23 protein-coding genes are annotated in these 20,307 nt (G+C 39.9%); 19 read left to right on the top strand and 4 right to left on the bottom strand.

The genetic code is table 11. The features are described 5' to 3' along the window. Positions 1-4 precede the first annotated feature (4 nt). The 9 genes from AB8M93_RS14720 (at position 5) to AB8M93_RS14680 (ending at position 6,172) form a co-directional block, all read left to right on the top strand. Entirely contained in the window at positions 5-574 is a 570-nt protein-coding gene (locus AB8M93_RS14720; protein WP_373059025.1) for a pentapeptide repeat-containing protein, read from the top strand. Between the two features lie 119 nt (positions 575-693). After that, positions 694-1,278, top strand: coding sequence for an NUDIX domain-containing protein (locus tag AB8M93_RS14715; RefSeq protein WP_373059023.1), 585 nt, complete (start codon positions 694-696; stop codon positions 1,276-1,278). A 91-nt stretch (positions 1,279-1,369) separates the two neighbouring features. Next, the gene (locus tag AB8M93_RS14710) at positions 1,370-2,446 is read left to right on the top strand and encodes an AI-2E family transporter (protein ID WP_373059021.1); all 1,077 of its coding nucleotides are present in this window, start codon (positions 1,370-1,372) and stop codon (positions 2,444-2,446) included. An 86-nt stretch (positions 2,447-2,532) separates the two neighbouring features. Then, positions 2,533-3,423, top strand: coding sequence for a cation diffusion facilitator family transporter (locus AB8M93_RS14705; RefSeq protein ID WP_373059019.1), 891 nt, complete (start codon positions 2,533-2,535; stop codon positions 3,421-3,423). 140 nt (positions 3,424-3,563) lie between these two features. After that, positions 3,564-3,914, top strand: coding sequence for a hypothetical protein (locus AB8M93_RS14700; RefSeq protein WP_373059017.1), 351 nt, complete (start codon positions 3,564-3,566; stop codon positions 3,912-3,914). Positions 3,915-3,964: 50 nt separating this feature from the next. Then, a complete protein-coding gene (locus tag AB8M93_RS14695; protein WP_373059015.1) occupies positions 3,965-4,324 on the top strand; it encodes a cupin domain-containing protein in 360 nt (119 codons plus the stop codon). A gap of 152 nt (positions 4,325-4,476) precedes the next feature. Further along, positions 4,477-4,980 carry a DUF4168 domain-containing protein gene (locus AB8M93_RS14690; protein ID WP_373059013.1) on the top strand — a complete coding sequence of 168 codons (504 nt, stop codon included), beginning with the start codon at positions 4,477-4,479 and terminating at the stop codon, positions 4,978-4,980. Positions 4,981-5,146: 166 nt separating this feature from the next. Beyond that, a complete protein-coding gene (locus AB8M93_RS14685; RefSeq protein ID WP_373059011.1) occupies positions 5,147-5,338 on the top strand; it encodes a cold-shock protein in 192 nt (63 codons plus the stop codon). A gap of 267 nt (positions 5,339-5,605) precedes the next feature. After that, positions 5,606-6,172 (top strand): hypothetical protein, encoded by a 567-nt coding sequence (locus AB8M93_RS14680; protein WP_373059009.1) that lies wholly within the window; start codon positions 5,606-5,608, stop codon positions 6,170-6,172. Positions 6,173-6,174: 2 nt separating this feature from the next. Here AB8M93_RS14680 and AB8M93_RS14675 read toward each other — a convergent pair whose 3' ends face one another. Further along, positions 6,175-7,701: a GH3 family acyl-acid amido synthetase gene (locus AB8M93_RS14675; protein ID WP_373059007.1), complete on the bottom strand. Its 1,527-nt coding sequence runs from the start codon at positions 7,699-7,701 to the stop codon at positions 6,175-6,177. Positions 7,702-7,970: 269 nt separating this feature from the next. Between AB8M93_RS14675 and AB8M93_RS14670 the strand changes: the two genes are divergently transcribed. The 10 genes from AB8M93_RS14670 (at position 7,971) to AB8M93_RS14625 (ending at position 17,400) form a co-directional block, all read left to right on the top strand. Beyond that, positions 7,971-8,558: a carboxymuconolactone decarboxylase family protein gene (locus tag AB8M93_RS14670; protein ID WP_373059005.1), complete on the top strand. Its 588-nt coding sequence runs from the start codon at positions 7,971-7,973 to the stop codon at positions 8,556-8,558. A gap of 15 nt (positions 8,559-8,573) precedes the next feature. Next, on the top strand, positions 8,574-9,443 hold the full coding sequence (locus AB8M93_RS14665; protein ID WP_373059003.1) for a phytochrome family protein: 870 nt from the start codon (positions 8,574-8,576) through the stop codon (positions 9,441-9,443). Continuing rightward, a complete protein-coding gene (locus tag AB8M93_RS14660) occupies positions 9,440-9,817 on the top strand; it encodes a response regulator (protein WP_373059001.1) in 378 nt (125 codons plus the stop codon). Before AB8M93_RS14665 ends, AB8M93_RS14660 begins: the two co-directional genes overlap by 4 nt. Before the next feature lie 6 nt (positions 9,818-9,823). Further along, on the top strand, positions 9,824-10,057 hold the full coding sequence (locus AB8M93_RS14655) for a DUF3820 family protein (RefSeq protein WP_373058999.1): 234 nt from the start codon (positions 9,824-9,826) through the stop codon (positions 10,055-10,057). Between the two features lie 127 nt (positions 10,058-10,184). Continuing rightward, complete coding sequence (gene pyrG / locus AB8M93_RS14650) at positions 10,185-11,825, top strand: CTP synthase (protein ID WP_373058997.1); 1,641 nt, start codon at positions 10,185-10,187, stop codon at positions 11,823-11,825. A 42-nt stretch (positions 11,826-11,867) separates the two neighbouring features. Beyond that, complete coding sequence (yidC, locus tag AB8M93_RS14645) at positions 11,868-13,730, top strand: membrane protein insertase YidC (protein WP_373058995.1); 1,863 nt, start codon at positions 11,868-11,870, stop codon at positions 13,728-13,730. A gap of 128 nt (positions 13,731-13,858) precedes the next feature. After that, positions 13,859-14,533 carry a toxin-antitoxin system YwqK family antitoxin gene (locus tag AB8M93_RS14640; protein WP_373058993.1) on the top strand — a complete coding sequence of 225 codons (675 nt, stop codon included), beginning with the start codon at positions 13,859-13,861 and terminating at the stop codon, positions 14,531-14,533. 37 nt (positions 14,534-14,570) lie between these two features. Continuing rightward, positions 14,571-14,972: a lipocalin-like domain-containing protein gene (locus AB8M93_RS14635; protein ID WP_373058991.1), complete on the top strand. Its 402-nt coding sequence runs from the start codon at positions 14,571-14,573 to the stop codon at positions 14,970-14,972. Positions 14,973-15,242: 270 nt separating this feature from the next. Next, complete coding sequence (gene mnmA / locus AB8M93_RS14630; RefSeq protein ID WP_373058989.1) at positions 15,243-16,433, top strand: tRNA 2-thiouridine(34) synthase MnmA; 1,191 nt, start codon at positions 15,243-15,245, stop codon at positions 16,431-16,433. A gap of 22 nt (positions 16,434-16,455) precedes the next feature. Continuing rightward, positions 16,456-17,400 (top strand): NAD(P)H-dependent flavin oxidoreductase, encoded by a 945-nt coding sequence (locus AB8M93_RS14625; protein ID WP_373058987.1) that lies wholly within the window; start codon positions 16,456-16,458, stop codon positions 17,398-17,400. Here AB8M93_RS14625 and AB8M93_RS14620 read toward each other — a convergent pair. The 3 genes from AB8M93_RS14620 to AB8M93_RS14610 are packed head-to-tail and all read right to left on the bottom strand — an operon-like array spanning position 17,397 to position 20,306. Further along, a complete protein-coding gene (locus tag AB8M93_RS14620) occupies positions 17,397-17,942 on the bottom strand; it encodes a DUF922 domain-containing protein (protein ID WP_373058985.1) in 546 nt (181 codons plus the stop codon). The genes AB8M93_RS14625 and AB8M93_RS14620 overlap by 4 nt on opposite strands. Beyond that, entirely contained in the window at positions 17,942-18,343 is a 402-nt protein-coding gene (locus tag AB8M93_RS14615) for an OsmC family protein (protein WP_373058983.1), read from the bottom strand. Before AB8M93_RS14615 ends, AB8M93_RS14620 begins: the two co-directional genes overlap by 1 nt. Further along, positions 18,333-20,306: a LysM peptidoglycan-binding domain-containing protein gene (locus AB8M93_RS14610; RefSeq protein ID WP_373058981.1), complete on the bottom strand. Its 1,974-nt coding sequence runs from the start codon at positions 20,304-20,306 to the stop codon at positions 18,333-18,335. Before AB8M93_RS14610 ends, AB8M93_RS14615 begins: the two co-directional genes overlap by 11 nt. Position 20,307 lies beyond the last annotated feature (1 nt).

The raw sequence follows: 20,307 nt of genomic DNA, 5'->3' as shown, positions 1-20,307 counted from the left end.
TAAAATGGAAGAAAATTTTACCCGGGACGAGCATTTGGAGCAAGTAAATTATACCCGTGAAGTTTTAAAAAGGGAATATGAAAATTGCCATTTTCAAACCTGTAATCTTTCCAATGTTAATTTGTCTGGTATTGTTTTTTTGGAATGCAGTTTTGGCGATTGTAATTTTAGCTCTGCAGAATTAAAAAACACTGCCTTCAGGGATTGTAGTTTCACCAGTTGTAAGATGATTGGTTTACGGTTTGAGGAGTGTGATCCTTTCCTGTTATCCTTCAGTTTTAAAAATTGTGATCTTAGCTATACTTCTTTTTTTCAGCTTAAAATACCAAAAACAAGCTTTAAAAAATGTAAAATGGAGCAGGTGGAATTTACCGGGGCAAACTGTTCTGGCGCAGATTTTTCAGAAGCAGATCTTTTAGGTTCCAGCTTTGGAAATACAAATCTTGAAAAGGCAGATTTTAGAAGTGCCTGTAACTTTTCTATAGACCCGGAGCAAAGCCACATGGCTAATGCAAAGTTTTCCCAGGAGGATCTTTCAGGATTATTAACTAAATATAAACTTAAAGTGTATTGACAGTTGCAATTGCCTCTTTAATTTTACGCTTTGCGTTAGAAAATCTAACTCAGCATGCTTAATCTTGTTGCTTTATGTAACCAGCAAAAATTATCGCTAAGCAACAAATATACATACCTGTGAGCCAGAAAATAAAACTTAAAAAAACTGAAGTACTTTCCAACCGATGGGCACTTTTAAATGAAGTCACCTATGAATACCAAACCAGCAGAGGGGAATGGCAAACCCAAAACCGGGAAGCTTATGACCGCGGAGATGGAGCATGCATCCTGCTCTACAATAAATCCACAAAAAAGGTAATTCTCACCAGGCAGTTCAGGCTGCCCACTTACCTTAATAATAATCCCGGCGGAATGATGATTGAAGCCTGCGCCGGACTTTTAGATAAAGATTATCCCGAAGCCTGCATTATCAAAGAAACCGAGGAAGAAACCGGGTACCGGATTCCTAAAGCAAAAAAGATCTTTGATTCCTATATGTCTCCTGGTTCAGTCACAGAAATAATTCATTTTTTTACAGGCGAATATTCCGATGAAATGAAAGTGAGCGAGGGAGGCGGATTACCCGAAGAACAGGAAGATATTGAGGTTCTTGAAATGGATTTTGAGGAGGCCTATGCCAAAATAGGAAAAGGAGAAATTAAAGATGGCAAAACTATTATGCTGCTTCAGTATATGAAAATACACAATCTTTTAAACAGCTAATCACTTTGCTAAGCTTTAATAGTGGCTGCTTTAACTAAATATTAAAAGCAAAAAGGTCGCAACTTTTGTATCTTCATCAAAAACCAATCAAATGGCAAAAGCCAAGAACCTGCTTCTTTACATTACCCTGGTTATCCTTGGAACTTATTTTCTTTTCCTGGGGCTTACTAAAGCGCAAGCTTTTCTGGGCCCATTTGTTACCGCAATTATACTTTCCCTACTGGTTTTTCCGCTTTCGGGCTGGATGGAAAAGAGAATAAGCAGAAGTGCCGCTTCATTAATAAATGCGTTTTTTCTATTCCTGGTCTCCCTTGCATTCCTGGGGTTGCTCTCTTACCAACTGGAAAGCTTTGTTGAAAAATGGCCGGAGATAAAAGAAACGATGAAGCCCAAGCTGGAACAGGTAAAGCAATTTGCCGTTAAGAACACCCCGCTTAATGCAGAGGACCTTAATTTTAATGATTCTAAAAGCAGTTCTACCGTGGTGCCTGCAGTGGGAAGTTCCGGCCAACTTCCGGAAAAGAAAGCCGCTTCCCTGCTTACCACCATTTCGGGCGCTATTGGAAATTTTCTGCTTACCTTTATTTATGTTTTCTTTTTCCTGAATTACCGGCAAAAGTTTAAAAACTTTCTTTTGCATGTTTTTCCAGACGAGAAACGGGAGAAAGTAAACTCGGTCATAATAAAATCTGCCAAGGTTGCCCCGCAATACCTTATAGGCCGACTTTTGCTAATTGCTTTTCTAATTGTTCTTTATGCCGTTGGCCTGGGAATTTCAGGCGTGAATAACTTTATCCTGGTAAGTATTGTTGCCGCAATTTTAAGTCTTATCCCTTACCTGGGAAATATTATTGGCCTTGCCATGGCTATGGCTTTTGGGTATCTTACCTCGGGAGAAATTGGAGTGCTTATAGGAGTAATTATCACCTTTTCTGTAGCGCAATTTTTAGAAAGCTACGTGCTGGAACCTTATGTTGTTGGAGATAGGGTAGATTTGCACCCTTTTGTGGTAATTATTGCCGTGGTAATAGGAAACCTGGTCTGGGGAATTATTGGCATGATCCTGGCCATTCCAATCGTAGGAATTTTAGCCGTAATTTTATTACATATTGAGGCCCTAAGGCCTTATGGTATTCTTATGAGCAAAAGAAAATTTTCAGAAGAATAGCGTGCAGAATACTACTGCTCCGGCCGGCTTATTTCCTTCAATTATGTAACTTGCATCCACTTTAAGATTTCAGCAGAAAAAAGAAAATGGAGAGTAAAAAACAGGAAGCCATAAAAGCTACTTACTTTAGCATTATAGGTAACGCCCTGCTGGCCATTATTAAAGGTGTCACCGGTATATTTGGCAATTCTTATGCGCTTATTGCAGACGCCATAGAATCTACCACAGATGTTTTTTCTTCCAGTATTGTTCTGGTAGGCATTCGCTATTCCACCAAACCGGCAGATGAGAACCACCCCTATGGCCATGGGAAAGCCGAGCCGCTCATTACTTTTGCGGTGGTAGGTTTTTTGCTGATTTCGGCTACGGTTATTGCTTATGAAAGTATCATCAATATACAAACTCCCCATAAAGTTCCTGAAAAATATACCCTGATTGTGCTGGGAGCCATTGTGATTATTAAAGAGCTTTTTTACCGCTTTGTTTCTAAAAAAGGTGATGAAACCAAAAGTACTTCTTTAAAAGCCGATGCATGGCATCATCGCAGTGATGCTATAACTTCCCTGATGGCCTTTATAGGAATTTCTATAGCCATTTTTATGGGTAAAGGCTATGAAACTGCCGATGACTGGGCGGCTCTGCTGGCTTCCGGATTTATAATTTATAACGCCTACCTTATTTTTAGGCCGGCACTGAGTGAAATTATGGATGAGCATGTTTATGATGATTTTATTGAAGAGATAAAAGAGATCTCCAGTAATGTGCCCGGAGTGGTAGGGATAGAGAAGTGCTTTATAAGAAAAGCAGGTTTGTTTTTTCATGTGGATCTACACCTTATTGTAAATGGAAATATTACGGTAACCCAGGGGCATGATATCGCGCATATGCTGAAGAAAGAATTGCAGGGGTATTTTCCCGAAATTAATGATGTACTTATTCATGTAGAACCAGATGAGAGCTTCAGGAAAATCATTTAATGATCCAATTTATAGAGGCATTTTGTAGCTGTTTCAAAAAGCATAACACAAATTTACCAGAGTATTAAGAGCCTGTTATCTAAATCTTTAATAGATTATTTCTTGAACAGGCCAACAGAATTGGCTAAAACTAAAACATTATGAAAAAAGTATTGAAAATTGCCTTTATCGCTTTACTCCCACTCTTTATGATAGGCTGTAGTAATGATGATGACAATATGAGTGAAGAAAACCAGTATTATGATTTAATGATCACTAACGAGACGGCTAATGAAATTGAAATTTATCTGAATGTCACCACAGATAGTCGCGGATTTGTAAATAACGGCAACATTGCCGCAGGAGAAAATGCCCTTATTACAGATCTTGAAGCTAACGTACCCTACATCATTCGAGCTGCGAATGCAGGGGAAGAACTGGAAGATTTCTTTATTGAAATTCCTTTTGAAAACAGCAATACAGAGCAACAAAGCATTGTTATAGAAAATTAAGTCTCTAAATCATCATAAGATTAATACATTAAAAGAAATTGTATACAGTTATGGATAAAGTGAACCTAGAAGAAAAATTTGGAAAGTTCCAGGACCACTGGCACCCACGCATTGTTGGAGAATTAAACGGGCAACAGGTGAAGCTGGCAAAGTTTAAAGGAGATTTTATCTGGCACAAACATGAAGAAGAAGATGAAATGTTTTTTGTAGTAAAAGGCACCTTTACCATGCAGTTTCGAGACAAAACAGTGGAGGTAAAAGAAAATGAGTTTTTAATTGTTCCCAAAGGTGTAGAGCACCGGCCTTCAGCAAAAGAAGAAGTACAGGTAATGCTTTTTGAACCTGCAACCACCCTGCATACGGGTAATCAAAAATCTGAACTTTCCAGGGACCAACTAGAATTTATTTAAATATACACCACCAATGCCCTTTACCTATTGCATCCCAATTATTACCTAAAATTTTTAACAAGATGAAGTTTTTCAGTTAATTCCTGGAAAAAAAGGCCAATCAGTTCCTTAAATATTTTCCCGCCTGTATCGCGTTTCTTATGTTTGAAAAAATGAAAAAACAAAAATTTAAAGATATGTTGAGATCAAAGAAAATTACAGGCTTTTTAATGGTGTTAAGTTTACTGTTCACAGCAGGAGCTTTTGCCCAGACACAGCCCATGCCACAAAATCAAAAAGTGGAAGTAGATGTTAATGACGGAGAGCTGGCTAAGTTTGCAGAAGCTTACCAGGAAATAAGGATGATAAACCAGCAGGCCCAGCAAAAAATGATGGCTGTGGTAAAAGAGGAAGGGCTGGAGATCCAGCAGTTCAACAAAATGTATCAGGCCTCTATGAATCCAAATACCGAGATGGAAGCTACCGCAGAGCAAAAAGAGAAATACGAATCTGCCGTACAAACCATTGAAGGAATGCAGGGGCAATTTCAGGATCAAATGGAAGATGCCATCACAGAAAAAGGTTTTACCATGGAGCGATATGAAAAACTCGCCATGGCGCTGCAAACAGACCAGGAAATGCAGCAAAGGCTACAGGAAATGCTAAGCGGGCAGTAGTCTTCGGCAGAAATAAAAAATTTCGAGAGACCGTCTAAAACAAGAGTTTAGGCGGTTTTTTAATTTGATTTTTATCCCGGATTTCTACTTTTTTAATAAAAACCAATATAAATAACTCATTATCTTTATTTTATAACTACCTTTGGCCGAATTTAATTTTTATATAATGAATAAAGGAACTGTCAAATTCTTTAACGACACAAAAGGATTTGGATTTATTAAAGAAGAAGGAACAAACAAAGAATACTTTGTACATGCTAATGGCTTGATTGACGAAATCAGGGAAAATGACGAAGTAGTTTTTGATTTGGAAGAAGGAAGAAAAGGATTGAATGCGGTAAATGTCAAACAGGCATAATACCTAATTTATTTTATATTTTTCAGCCTTACTGTTTTGTAAGGCTTTTTTTATGTCCAGATTTCAAGGCTATAACTCCAAATCTGCCTCTTTTTTTATATTCATTTTAACTCTGCTCTTTTCCCCAATGCTGGCATTATCCTTAACTTTATAAGGAACACAAATCATTAATTTTTTAAATTATAAGAATTGAACGTTGCCCGAAATCCATACTTTTCAATAATAGCCTTACTCTTTCTAATATCTACCCAAGTATTTTCTCAACCTATGAACCAAAAAGACAGTCTAGAATTTAATAATAAAATTGTTCCGGACGCTATATGGAGAGAGGCCTATGTGGCCCTTTCCCACTACCCGGAATTAAAGGACACTCCCATAGAATTTCGTTTTAAAAAGAATATAAAGAAGTCTTTTATGCAGGCCCAGCCCAAGGTGGGAGATTTTTTAAAAGCAAAGGGCAAACGCTCCTATTATGTAAATATGAGCGAACGCTTTAATATTGAAGGGGAAGAATTTGATCTTACCAATGTTCCTTCTGATGTGCTCATTGGATGGATTGGCCACGAGCTGGGCCATATCATGGATTATAAAGATCGAAGTGCTCTTGGCATGTTCTGGTTTGGCATTAAATATATTACCTCCAAGAAGTATTTAAAAGAAGCTGAAAGAATGGCTGATACCTACGCCGTTAACCATGGCCTTGGGGAATATATCATTGCCACCAAAGATTTTATCCTCAACCAGTCGGACCTTTCAGAAAAATACAAGAATCGTATCAAATCTCTGTATCTTTCTCAAGAAGAAATTATAGAACTGGTTGAGGAATTAAAGTAGTTCTAGCCAAGTTGCTTTTTTACAAATTTTTCCCACTCGGCAAATTTTTCTTCATTCATCACTTTCTCCATTTTTACCTGGCCGCCTTTCTTTTTATTGGCACCACTCCATTCGGGAAATAATTCCGGCGGCACCTTGGTTACCTTTACCCCTTTAAGTGCTTTGGAACGCGCGACCTTGTAGTTTTTATTAGCATCTTTCAACACTTCGTCCAGGGCTTCAGCCAGTTTTTCATCTTCAATATCAGCATCGGTTCCCAAATACCAGGAATGGTAAAATTCCCCGTCAATACGCACTGCGGCAAGTGTAAACTCAGGAATTTTAATATCGAATTTCTCCTCCAGCTCTTTCACGGCATCATTCATTTTATTTACCGAAAGCTGAGAACCCACCACGTTCAGGAAGAATTTTGTCCTTCCGGTAATCCGGATTTCATGTTTCTCCACATCGGTAAACTTCACCGTGTCCCCAATAACATATCTCCACGCCCCCGCAACAGTGCTTATAAGCAACACGTAATCTTCCTCCTCTTTAACTTCAGAAAGGGGAACAACGGGAGCCTCATCTTTAATAGAACCGTCTTCATTTATATATTCAGGCTTAAAAGGAACAAATTCAAAATAAATTCCATTATCCAAAATTAGTTTCATGGATTGGGTATCGGGACGGTCCTGAAGTGCTAAAAAGCCTTCGGAAGCTAGATAGGTATCAATAACCTTCACCGGGTGTTCCAGCAGGGCATTAAAACTTTTCTCATAGGGTTCAAAAGCAACCCCACCCGATGCATACACTTTAAAATTTGGCCAGATGTCATGAATGGTTTCAAGATTGTGGTATTCAATAATCTTTTTTAACATGAGTTCTGTCCATGAGGGAATCCCGCTTATCGCCCCTATATCCCAGTCTTTAGCTGTTTCTGCGATCTTTTGTACCCGCTCATCCCACTCATCTATGCTCGCAATATCTTCCCCGGGTTTGTAATAGCCACGGAACCAGAATGGGATATTACTGGCACTAATACCACTAATTTCGCCTTCTTCATGATCTCCTTCCTTGTGAAGGTCTGTAGAACTTCCCAGCATCATAATTTCCCGCTCAAAAAAATCTGGCGGCAGGTCGTAATTGCTAAGTGCACTCACCTGTTTTATCCCTGCATTGCGAATAGCCTCCACCATATCCTGGGTTACGGGAATTCTTTTACTGGATTTTCCGGTAGTCCCAGAACTTAAGGCAAAATAAGGAGGCTTTCCCGGCCAGGTAACATCTTCCTGGCCTTCATGCAACCTGCTCCACCATTCGCCGTTAAGTTTGTTATAATCAAAATAAGGAACTTTTTCAGCAAAAGTCTGCTCTATATTTTCGGCCTTCAGGATACCGGAAAAATCATAGTATTTTCCAAAGGCAGTATCTTTTGCTTTTTTCAGCAATTTAGTAAGCTCTTCCCGCTGTGCTTTTTGAGCATCAGGCTCAGAAACAAGGTTATCCCTGAGATCGATAAGGCTTTTTATTATAGAACCCATTATGGCCATAGTGAACTGTTTTAAAAATTATTTTGTTCCGAAAATATCCAAAAGAAGATAAAGCAAGGCTATATAAATCTTTAATTATAAAACTTTTAACTAATGCTGCTTACCAGGCAGTTTCCTTAGGAATTCTTTATTGAAAATATAGCTCGAATTATTAAACAAAGCCTAAAATATTCACAGTTCTTTAGGAATTATCTTTTTTTACCTTTATTTTGCTTTTGAAAGTTAAACTTTCAGAATAAACCCAGATTATTCAAATTAATTTAACCTACATGATTAAGCAAAACCCTACACTTGCAGGGAGGTACACTATGGTATCTTATGAAGAAGCCTCTCCTGAAGTAAAAGAAATTTACGACGATACCAAAAAAACACTACAGCTTCCCTTTGTACTTAACTGGTTTAAATGCCAGGGAGATAATGCCACTCTTCTTAAAGGAAACTGGGGTAAACTTAAAAATACCCTAATGGAAGGCGAGGTACCTAACGTACTTAAACAACTTATTATTTACAACGTTTCTAAAAAAAGAGGCTGCCAGTATTGCTCCCATGCTCACGGAATTTTTGCCGATAGCATGAGCTCCATGATATCTGAGGAAGAAGGCTTTAAAGCTACAGAAAATATTAATTCCCCATCTATGCCCGTGAGCTATCGTACAGCCGTAAACGTGGTAACAAAAGCAGCGCTGAATCATGATGAAATCTCTGATGAAGATTTCCAGGAACTTCAGGAGGCCGGGTTCTCGAAAAAAGAAATTCAGGAACTTATGGCGCAGGCAGACCTGGTGAACATGCTAAACACCATAGCTGATGTTTCAGGAATAAGAATAGACAATGAATTATTGGAAACTATAGAGTAATTTTACTGCCTTTGGATGGCCACCCTCACCAATAACATTGCCCAGCATTACCGTATCACCTATGAGGCATATTCTAAATTCGCCAATGGGATAAACCGCTGCGGAACAATTTCTGAGGTTATTAAAGATTTGAGGCTACATCTAAAATACCTGCTGAATTATCACGCCATCAGGATGCTGCTTCAGCAGGAAGATGAGTTTTTATTTCTTTCTGCTTTTAGAAATGATATCTCCTGTAGAATCATTTCCAAAACAGCTGTTTTAGCTTTTGAAGAACAATTACTAAAAGATGGTGTTCCAATAAAAACACCGGTTATTCCGCAGGAAATTTTAAAAGGAAAACTGTCTCTGGAGCAGCTTCAAAATCCTGAATTATGGGCCTGGTCTTTTCAGAAAAATGAAAGAAAAGTACTTGTTTCCCTTGTTGCCGATGAAAATACGCCTTTTGCCTACGGTGATGTTGAAATATTGAAGCTAGTAACAGATTGCCTGGAAGCTAAATTTCAGGAAATCTTTCTTAAGAACCAGCTGGCTGAAAAAAATGCTTCTCTGGCTGATGCCTATAAAACCATAAAACTTAAAAATGGCAAGATTAGAGAAATTGTAGAGAACCAAAAGGAAGTAATAAAAGAACGTACGAGGGAAATCGTTCAGAAAAATGAAAAACTACTGCATATTTCTGCCCTTAACGCACATAATGTAAGAGAACCATTATCCAGAATACAGGGAATCATCCAGTTACTGGAGGTTTTTGATGATAAGACCTGCCGCGAAGAATTGTTTCCAAAACTAGTGACTTCTGTAGAAGAAATGGATGTGGTATTGAAAGAAGTAATTGAAATGGCTTCACAGGAACTGGTGAAGCTAAAAGCTGAAAAAATATGAGTCCAATTTACCTGATTGACGATCAGCCTATAGCTAATTTTATAACCAAAAAGTTATTGGAAATTGAAGGTTATGATCAAAATATAAAAGATTTTACAAATCCCGTGGAAGCCTTTGAAGTGGTGAAGGAAGAAAAGAAAGATGTCCTTATCTTTCTGGATTTGAATATGCCCGAAATGAGTGGGTGGGACTTTTTAGATAAAATGAAAAATATCGGAATTACCCACAGGACGGTGATTTTAACCTCCAGCACCAGTGAACTGGACCATGAAAAAGCTACAGAATATCCATGGGTTATTGAATATGTGGTAAAACCATTAAATAAAGAAAAATTTTCAAATCTTGCCGTACATTTAAACCCCTCACAGGTTTAATAACAAATGGAAGTAAAACCAAATCAACAAGCACTTCTTGAACTGGCACATGCTAAAATGCACTTTGGGAAATACAAGGATTATTATATTTCTGACATCCCGGAGTATTACCTGGTCTGGTACAAACAAAAAGGCTTTCCCGAAGGTAAACTGGGCCAGCAGATGCAACAGGTATATGAGCTTAAGCTAAACGGGATGGAAGGTATTCTGCGAAAAATAAGAAAGCACTACCAGGGATAAGCCTCAATTTAAGAGCTGTGATTTCTTAAAAAAGTCTAAAATATTAGCGCCATAAGTTGTACTCTTTTTCTTTTCTTATTTGTAATTTAGCGCCCTGAATAAAAAGAACGCAACAAACACTTCCAAAATGGCCGAAACCAAGTATATTTTTGTTACCGGCGGCGTATCTTCTTCTTTGGGAAAGGGGATTATTGCAGCTTCCTTGGCAAAACTTTTACAGGCGCGTGGCTTTAAAACCACTATTCAGAAACTGGACCCTTATATAAATGTTGACCCTGGAACGCTAAACCCCTACGAGCACGGAGAATGTTATGTGACCGATGATGGCGCCGAAACAGACCTGGACCTTGGCCATTATGAAAGATTCCTTAACGTAAATACCTCCCAGGCCAACAACGTGACTACCGGAAGAATTTACCAAAGCGTAATAGAAAAAGAACGCCGTGGCGAATTTCTGGGGAAAACCGTACAGGTTGTACCACACATTACCAATGAAATCAAGGAACGCATCCAGATTCTTGGGAATAACGGCGATTATGATATTGTAATTACCGAAATTGGCGGCACCGTGGGCGATATTGAATCTCTGCCCTATATTGAAGCGGTACGCCAGCTAAAATGGGAACTTGGAGATGATAATGCGCTGGTGATCCATCTTACTTTAGTTCCGTTCCTTTCTGCCGCGGGCGAGCTAAAAACCAAACCCACCCAGCACAGCGTAAAGACGCTTATGGAAAGCGGAATTAAAGCTGATATCCTGGTATGCCGTACAGAGCACGAACTTTCTGATGACATCAGGCGAAAACTGGCTATTTTCTGTAATGTGAGGCAGGAAGCGGTGATCCAGTCTATAGATGCCGATACCATTTACGACGTGCCCAATATGATGCTGAAGGAAGGCCTGGACGCGGTCACCCTGAAAAAGCTAAAATTGCCCGATGATTCCACTCCCAATCTGGAACACTGGAACAAGTTCCTGGTTAGGCATAAAAATCCTAAAGCCGAAGTGCGTATTGGGCTAATAGGCAAATACGTGGAACTTCAGGATTCTTATAAATCTATCCTGGAATCCTTCATACACGCGGGCGCCGAGAACGAGGTGATGGTAAAGGTGGAAAGCATTCATTCAGAATTTATTAATGAAAACACCATTCAGCATAAAATATCACACCTGGACGGTATACTTGTTGCCCCTGGTTTTGGTGAACGTGGCATTGAAGGTAAAATTGACGCCGTAAGATATGCCAGGGAAAATAAACTTCCTTTCCTGGGAATTTGTCTTGGAATGCAAATGGCCGTAATTGAATTTGCCAGAAATGTACTGCAGCTTAAGAAGGCCAATTCCACCGAAATGGATGCCCATACCAAACATCCGGTGATTGATATTATGGAAGAACAAAAAAATATTACCCACATGGGCGGAACCATGAGGCTTGGAGCCTGGGATTGTAATCTTGCTGAAGAATCAATCATCAAAGAAGTTTACGGGAAAGATGAAATTAAAGAAAGGCATCGCCACCGCTATGAGTACAACAACAAATACCGGGAACAGCTGGAAAAAGCGGGAATGGCAGCAACGGGCATTAATCCGGAAACCGGCCTTGTGGAAGTAATTGAACTAAAAGAACATCCCTGGTTTGTGGGCGTACAATATCATCCCGAGTATAAAAGTACGGTGGCCAGCCCGCACCCTTTATTTGTGGCATTTGTAAAAGCCGCACACGAACATTCAAAAATTAAAAGTGCCAAGTTGGCACAAAAATCATAATTGGTCATTTTTTTGACTAAAGCCAAGCTATAGCAAATTAGAATGGAAGAAAAGAAAATAGATATTCAATCCATCATTGGATTTTTACTTATTGGCGGAATCCTGTTGTGGATGTTGTACAACAATTCTGCGGAAGAAGCACAAATTGAAGAAAAACAGGAGTCAGAACAGGTAGAAGTAAACCCGGCGGAAAACACCCCTGCTCCTGAAGAAGAAGAAATTACCTATACCGGGCAGGATTCCACAGCCCTGGCAGCTGCACAGCAGCGTTTAGGCGCTTTTGGTTATTCCGCTACCCTGCCCTCGGCTTCTAAGAATACCACCACTATTTCCAATGATGTCCTAGAAATAAAGGTGGATAACAAAGGGGGGTATATTTCTGAAGCAAGGTTAAAGAATTTTAAAACCTTCGATTCCATCCCCGTTTACCTTATTAAAGACGGAAATGCATCCTTCAACCTTAATTTCACGACCACAGACGGCCGCAGCCTCAATACCAAAAACCTCTTTTTTGAACCGGAACTTTCCAAAAGCGGGGAAAACCAGGTATTATCTATGAAGCTTAAAGTTTCAGAAAACGAATATCTGGAATATCGTTATGTACTCAGGCCAGGCGATTATATGATGGGCTTCAGTATAAAATCTCAGGGATTAAGTGATGTTTTTGACAGCAATCAACAAATTAACCTGGACTGGAAATTAAAAGGTTACAGGCACTCCAAAAGTATTACCTATGAAAATCGGTATACACAGCTTAATTACGGTTACGAGGGCGATAATGACGGTGACCTTGGACGTGGATCCCTTGAGGAAGATGAAGAAGATAATGTTGACTGGGTGGCTTATAAACAGCACTTCTTTACTTCTATACTTTTAACGGATACTCCTTTTGAAACCGCAAATTTTCGTTCAGAAAATCTGGTGGAAGATGAAGAAGTGGATACGCTTTATACCAAAGCATTTGCCACCAGTGTGCCACTTCAACTCCAGGGCGGCGAGCTTACTTATAACATGAACTGGTATTACGGGCCAACAGATTATAAAATTCTTGATGATTACGGCAGGAACCTGGATGAAATTGTACCACTTGGTTGGGGAATCTTCGGCTGGATAAACAGGTATATCTTCATCCCGTTTTTCGCGTTTTTAAGCAGCTTCCTCCCAAGCTATGGGCTGGCGATTATTGTAATGACCATCGTGGTGAGAATTATACTTTCTCCGGTAACCTATAAATCTTATATGTCCCAGGCTAAAATGAGGATTTTACGCCCTGAGATTAATGAAATTAATGAGAAGTATAAGGACAACGCAATGAAAAAGCAGCAGGAAACCATGAAGCTGTACAGCAAGGCCGGGGCGAGCCCTATGAGCGGTTGCTTGCCGGCTTTAATGCAGATTCCTGTTTTTTACGCGCTCTTCCAGTTTTTCCCGAGTGCCATTCAGCTAAGGCAAAAAAGCTTTTTATGGGCAGATGACCTTTCAAGTTATGATGTGGTAGCCAATTTACCGTTCCACATTCCATTTTACGGAGATCACGTGAGCCTCTTCCCTATCCTGGCTTCCATCGCTATTTTTATTTATATGACGATGACTACCGGGCAGAATATGCAGGCCAGCCAGCAACCGGGAATGCCTAACATGAAATTTCTCATGTACCTCTCACCATTATTAATGCTTTTCTTCTTTAATAACTATGCCAGCGGGCTTTCGTTATACTACTTTGTCTCCAACCTTATTACCATTGGAATTATGCTGGTAATTAAAAATGTTATTGTAGATGATGAGAAAGTCCATGCAAAAATCCAGGCGAATAAGCAAAAACCGAAAAAGCAAAACCGTTTTACCCGCAAAATGCAGGAAATGATGGAGCAGGCAGAAGAGCAGCAAAAACGCGGCAAAAAATAATATTTTTAAGCTAATAAAGTAAAGGTGCGTGGAATAACAGCTATTTTCGCACCTTTATTTTTTTTAGGCATTTCTTCCTGAGAATACTAAAACCATAATTTTACAGTTTAATACCCAACCGCAATCTTATGAAATACCCTGTGTTCATTTTTTTAACCGTTCTGGCTTTTCAGAAATCTATCTGCCAAAAAACTCTAAATGCTTATGATGATAATGGAAACCGTCACGGGCATTGGAAGGTTTATTTTGAAGGGACGGAGCAATTAAAATTTGAAGGAAATTTTGATCATGGGCAGGAAACGGGTAAATTCAGTTTTTATAAAGAAGGTTTTCCCAAACATCCTTCTGCTATCCTAGATTTTAAAAAAGGCAATGATACTGTTGTGGCAACCTATTACTCCCAGAAAGGAGACCCCATAAGCACCGGCCAATTATTGAATAAAAAACGAGAAGGAAGTTGGGTGTATTACCACCAGGCTTCCCGGGATACCATGATGACGGAAGAATACAAAAAGGACCAGCTTAACGGCCTGCAGAAAACCTACTTTAGAAACGGCCAGCTAACCGAAAAAACCATGTACAGGGATGGCTTAAAGAATGGAGAAAGTTTTGTATATTCTGAAGGGGGGCGGTTATTGCAGGAACTTTATTTTAAAAATGGGGAACTGCATGGTCCTGCAACATATTATAATGCCAAAGGAGAGAAAATTATCGAAGGGCAATATAAAGAAGATCTCAAATCTGGAACCTGGTATTATTTTGAAAATGGGGAAGTTAAGGAAGAAAAACATTATCAACCTTAAAAAATTTTATACATTTAACCCTTAAAAACAACCTATTATGAAGAAGATATTTTTATTAGTGCTATCGCTAAGCCTTTTTATTTCCTGCAGTGATGACGATGATGCCGGAGGGAATGATGATATTCTGGGAACCTGGCATTTAGCTGAAGTTAATGGTACAGGCAACCTACCCTTTGAAGTAAATGAATGTACCACGCGGTCCAACATAACATTTAATAGTGATAATACTGCATATTCCGAATACTATGCTGAAAGCGATGACGTATGTGAATCTGATGCTGAAGAAGGCACCTGGAGCAATGAAGGACAATCAAAATACAGTTTTAGTATTCCTATCCTTGGACGCCAGCAAGGGAACGTGAATTTCACAGGTGATTCGCAATTCACTTTTGAACCTGATGTACTTCCCGGAATAAGTATCGTCTTCGAAAAGAGATAGAAAATCCTAAAAATACAAATATAAAGGTGGCTTTCGCCACCTTTTTTTATTTCGTAATTTTGCAAAACATTTTTCGACTTTAAAGAAGAATTATAAAGGAAGCAGGAGTATTGGCCGCTCACAATCTCTAAGTTTCTCCTGCGAGGTTTTTAAACCTCGTAGGTATTAATGCGAAACTTAAATAGGTTATGCCAGTATTAATATGTTGTTATCACAAACAACAACTGGTAAATTGGTAATACTTCCTAAAATTAAAATGGAAAAATAGTTATGAAAAAAGTAGTTGTCGGGCTATCCGGAGGTGTAGATTCAAGTGTATCAGCCTATCTCCTGCAGCAGCAGGGTTACGAGGTAATAGGCCTTTTTATGAAGAACTGGCATGACGATTCGGTGACTATTTCAGACGAATGCCCCTGGCTGGACGACAGCAATGATGCCATGATGGTTGCCGATAAGCTGGGCATTCCCTTCCAAACCGTAGACCTTAGCGAACAGTACAAAGAAAGGATTGTGGATTATATGTTCAACGAGTATGAAAGAGGCAGAACGCCAAATCCAGATGTTCTCTGCAACCGCGAGATCAAGTTTGATGTTTTTATGAAAATTGCCCTTTCCCTGGGTGCAGATTATGTGGCCACAGGCCATTATTGCCGCAAAGGTGAACTTCAGCAAAATGGTGAAACGATATACCAGCTTTTGGCGGGAAAAGACAATAATAAAGACCAGAGTTATTTCCTTTGCCAGTTAACCCAGGAGCAACTGGCCAAAAGCCTTTTTCCAATCGGGGAATTGCAAAAATCTGAAGTCCGTAAAATCGCTAAAGAACAAGATCTTGTTACGGCAGATAAAAAAGATTCCCAGGGATTATGTTTTATAGGAAAGGTAAGGCTTCCGGATTTTCTTCAGCAGAAATTACAGCCTAAAGAAGGAAATATTATAGAAATTGAAGCCAAAAAAGATTGTTTTTCCGCAGAAAAGAAAACCGATTTCACCTCAAAAATTGAGGAATTACAGCACCTGTCCCAAAAATACCAATATTCCGCTACAGATGGCAAAGTGGTGGGAAAACACCAGGGCGCCCATTATTTTACCAAAGGCCAACGCAAGGGGCTGGCAGTTGGTGGCACCCCGGAACCGCTTTTTGTAATTGATACCGATGTGGAAGAAAACATTATCTATACCGGCCAGGGAAAAAACCATCCCGGGATTTACAGGAAAGCGCTTTTTGTGAACAATGATGAAGTACATTGGGTAAGAAAAGATCTTGCATTGCAGGCCGATGAAGAACTGGAGGTAAAAGCCCGCATTCGTTACCGCCAGCCATTGCAGGATGCAAAATTATATCAGACTGAAAATGGGATGTATATCGTTTTTGAAGAACCCCAGGCTTCCATTACAGAAGGACAGTTTGTCGCCTGGTATAACGGAGATGAACTGCTGGGTTCCGGAGTTATTTCTTAACTTCGGGGAAATTTCAACTTTTATGTCCCGCAACCGGATAACTAAACTTTTTAATATACAATATCCCCTTATCCAGGCAGGAATGGTTTGGGCCAGCGGCTGGAAGCTGGCCAGCACCGTTAGCAATGCCGGCGGACTGGGAATTATTGGAGCCGGCTCCATGTACCCTGACGTTTTAAGGCAGCACGTAAAAAAATGCAAAGAGGCGACAAAAAAAACTTTTGCCGTAAATGTTCCCCTGCTCTATCCTAATGCAGAGGAAATAATGGAGATTATTATTGAAGAAAAGGTGCCGGTTGTATTTACTTCAGCCGGAAATCCAAAAACCTGGACCAGGCATTTGCAGGAACATGGAATAATAGTGGTTCATGTAGTGAGCAGCCTGAAATTTGCTTTAAAATCCCAGGAAGCAGGCGTTGATGCTGTGGTTGCTGAAGGTTTTGAAGCAGGTGGCCATAATGGCCGGGATGAAACCACTACTTTTACCTTAATCCCTATGGTAAGGGAAAAACTTGAAATCCCGCTGATTGCCGCGGGGGGAATTGCTACCGGCCGCGGAATGCTTGCCGCCATGGTTTTGGGAGCAGATGCCGTACAAATTGGCAGCCGGTTTGTGGCTTCTAACGAGGCTTCTTCCCACCAGAAATTCAAGGAGCTTGTGGTTAATTCGCAGGAAGGAGATACCGTGCTTACTTTAAAGGAACTGGCACCCGTGCGACTTCTAAAAAATAAGTTTTACCAGGATATCCAGGAGTTATATCTTCAAAATCCTCAAAAAGAAGATCTTATTAAGTTGCTTGGCCGTGCCCGCGCAAAAAGGGGAATGTTTGAAGGTGACCTGGAAGAAGGCGAACTTGAAATTGGACAGATTTCAGGATTGATCCATGACATAAAACCCGCTGCCGAAATTGTAAAGGAAATAATGGAAGATTTTGAAAAGGCAAAAGCTGAAGTAGCCGGTCTTTAATTGGCGTAAGCCTGGTATTTATCAAGTTCCTCTTTTACAAAATCCCGCCACTCCAATTCGGCTTCCTTTATTTTGCTGTGATTGGTTTCCTTATCAAACTGCTGCTGCATTTCCTCGAGTTTTCTTCCATACAAATTATAAAGTGCAACAAGCTCTTTCTTTACGTTTATGCCAATTTTATATTCTGAAAGCGCTTTGCGCAGCATCCTTGCATGAAGTTCCGCTATATCAAAATGCAGTTGTTCATGCGCAAGTAAAAATTCTTTTTCTTTAACAACCTTCTTCCAGGACAGTTGCGGATAGAAATAACTTTCTGCCGTATATTTTAATTCCTTATCGCTCCCATTTTCGCTATAGCTCCATGAAAAGCTAATCCCGGCATTGGTATTTGCCTTAAAAGGACTCAGTGGCGCCGGATTTCCTTTAAAATCGCTCCAAACCAAAGGCCTGTCTTTGTCCCAACTGATCTTTTCCCTTTCTTTTTGAGCAAATCCATTAATGCTGAAAATTAAACCGAATAGAAGAAGGAATAACCTGCGCATTAATGATAATGAAAGCTGATATTTTTTACAATATCAGGATGAAGGCTGTATAATACCGGGCAATTTCTGGCAGTATTTTCAAGGATTTTCTTTTGCTTTTCTTCAAAATCACCTTTAAACTCAATTACCACTTCAATTTGGGAAATCCGGCGTGGCTCGGCTGCCATGGTTTTAGTTACTGAAGCCGTAGCCCCGGTGATATCAATTTCCATAGCTTCAGCCTTAATACCCATTACGGTTAGCATACAGGTAGCCAGTGCAGTGGCAACAGTATCTGTTGGAGAAAAAGCTTCTCCTTTTCCATGATTGTCTACGGGCGCATCGGTAATCATCTTCGCACCGCTTTGCAGGTGTTCTGCCTGGGTCCTTAAACCGCCCTGGTATATTACTCTAGAAGTCATTTTCAACACTTAAAGTTAGATCGGGATTTATACGCATAATATACACGGCGTCATTATGAAAACCTCCACCTGATTTTGGCAAATAATGGAATTTATTTTCATAATATTCGGTGTAGCCTTTAAAGCGCTCAAAAGAATCATAAAGATCTTCTGAAGCAGCAAGCCTTAACAGCACATCAAGAGTAAGATCATATCCTCGCACCGCATATTGATTAGGATTCACACCATACTTCTCTGTATATTCTTCTATAAATTCTTTTGAAGCAGTATCGTTAAATTCTTTATCTACGGAAGGATAACGGAATTTTAGCCTGGCCAGATGTTCATTGGCCACATTATCATTATCATACCCGTTTCCTTTGCTGGTGGTAAGAAGGCTGATATTTTTATTTCTGGCAAGGCGGTTTAGGCCGGAAGTCACACTGCTTAATACCCCAACATTATCAGATTCCAAAATCACCCAGTTTTCCCTGTTAGGAGCTAAAGCGGCGTCCATGGCACTTTCAGAAACATATCCTTCAGAAGGATTTACAAAACGCGCATTGGGAAGAATCTGGCCCAGCCTGCTTTTTATTTCATAATTTTTGCCATCTGCTATAACCACCACATTTTTATTCTGCGCGTTCTTTTGCAGGTAATTCAGCATGGCATCCACCAGCATCTCATCTGTAGGACGGGATTGCAGCAGGTTCATATACGGCCTCATCGCTTTGTTGGAAAGCGGACTAATAACTGGAATATTTTGCGAAGCCAGCCTTGCCGCAGCAGCCTCTAAGGCAGCCTGGAAAAAGGGGCCTATAACTGCATTTACATTGCTAAAGTCATGAGTATTAATAATATTGTTTACTTCACGGGCACCATTGCTTGTATCATATTTGGTATCGTAAACTCTTAAATTTGTAGAAATGCCTAACTCTTTAGCCTCTTCCACAGCCATAAGCACTCCACTGTAGAAATCTAGAGAAATGCGAAGCACCCTATCATTTAAGATGGCATCTTTGTAAGTACCTATAGAATCACTTTCTATTTTATCCAGATTGTAAGGAAGCATAACTACCAATTCTTTGGTTTCATAATTGGCAATGGCATCTTTTAGGTGTACGCTTTTTCCGGCAGCTTCTTCAAAATTATCTATGTTCAAACCGCTGGTGTTGGTATCGGGATCTGCAGGAATTTTTAAAACCATACCGGATTTTACCCCGTCTACAAGTGCGGGATTGAGTGCGATAAGGGAATCTTTATCAATGCCGAACTTTTGCGTTAGCCTGAAGAAATTTTCCTTTGGCTTCACCTCGTAGAATTCAAAAGTTTCATCGGTAATAATTACAGAATCATCAAGCACATTTGTTCCTACTTTCAGCATCACCCCTGGCTGCAGCACGCCAACTTTTGGGTTCATTTCTTCCAGTTCCTGTACGGTAAGGCCATATTTACGAGCGATGCCATATTTAGTTTCCTTTGGAAGCACCACGTGTTCCCGCGTATTACGGGTATCCTGCGGCCGGATTTGGCTATTTGTTCCTGAAGGGCTGGCTGCAGCAGCATTATTTTGTAACGGGGGAGTTTTTGCCTTTACCGGAATTCGAATTTCTTCCCCGGTTTGAAGTTCTTTGGAATACAATTGCTTGTTATAACGCTTAATATCCTCAATCTCCACATTGTATTCCTGGGAAAGACCAAAAAGCGTTTCCTTTTTGGCAACTTTATGCGTAATAAAAGTTACCGCCTCATCATTAGCAGGAGCTTCTGTAGAAGTTAGAGGAATAACAAGTTTTGCTGAAGCATCTATCCCGTTTTTTGCATCGGGATTATACTTATAAATATCTTCTTTAGTAATGTTATAGGTACGGGCAATACTGCTTACCGTCTCCCCGGGAGCAACAGTGTGATATTTGTATTGCTGGGCCAGCGCTTCAGAAGTAAAAACCTGAAACAATAAACACAGCGCCAAAAGGTATTTCATC

The organism is Autumnicola aciditolerans (genome assembly GCF_041679265.1).
In the GTDB taxonomy this organism is placed as follows: Bacteria; Bacteroidota; Bacteroidia; order Flavobacteriales; family Flavobacteriaceae; genus Autumnicola.
Note: the sequence above shows the minus strand (reverse complement) of the source record. Positions and strands in the feature narration are given on the sequence as shown.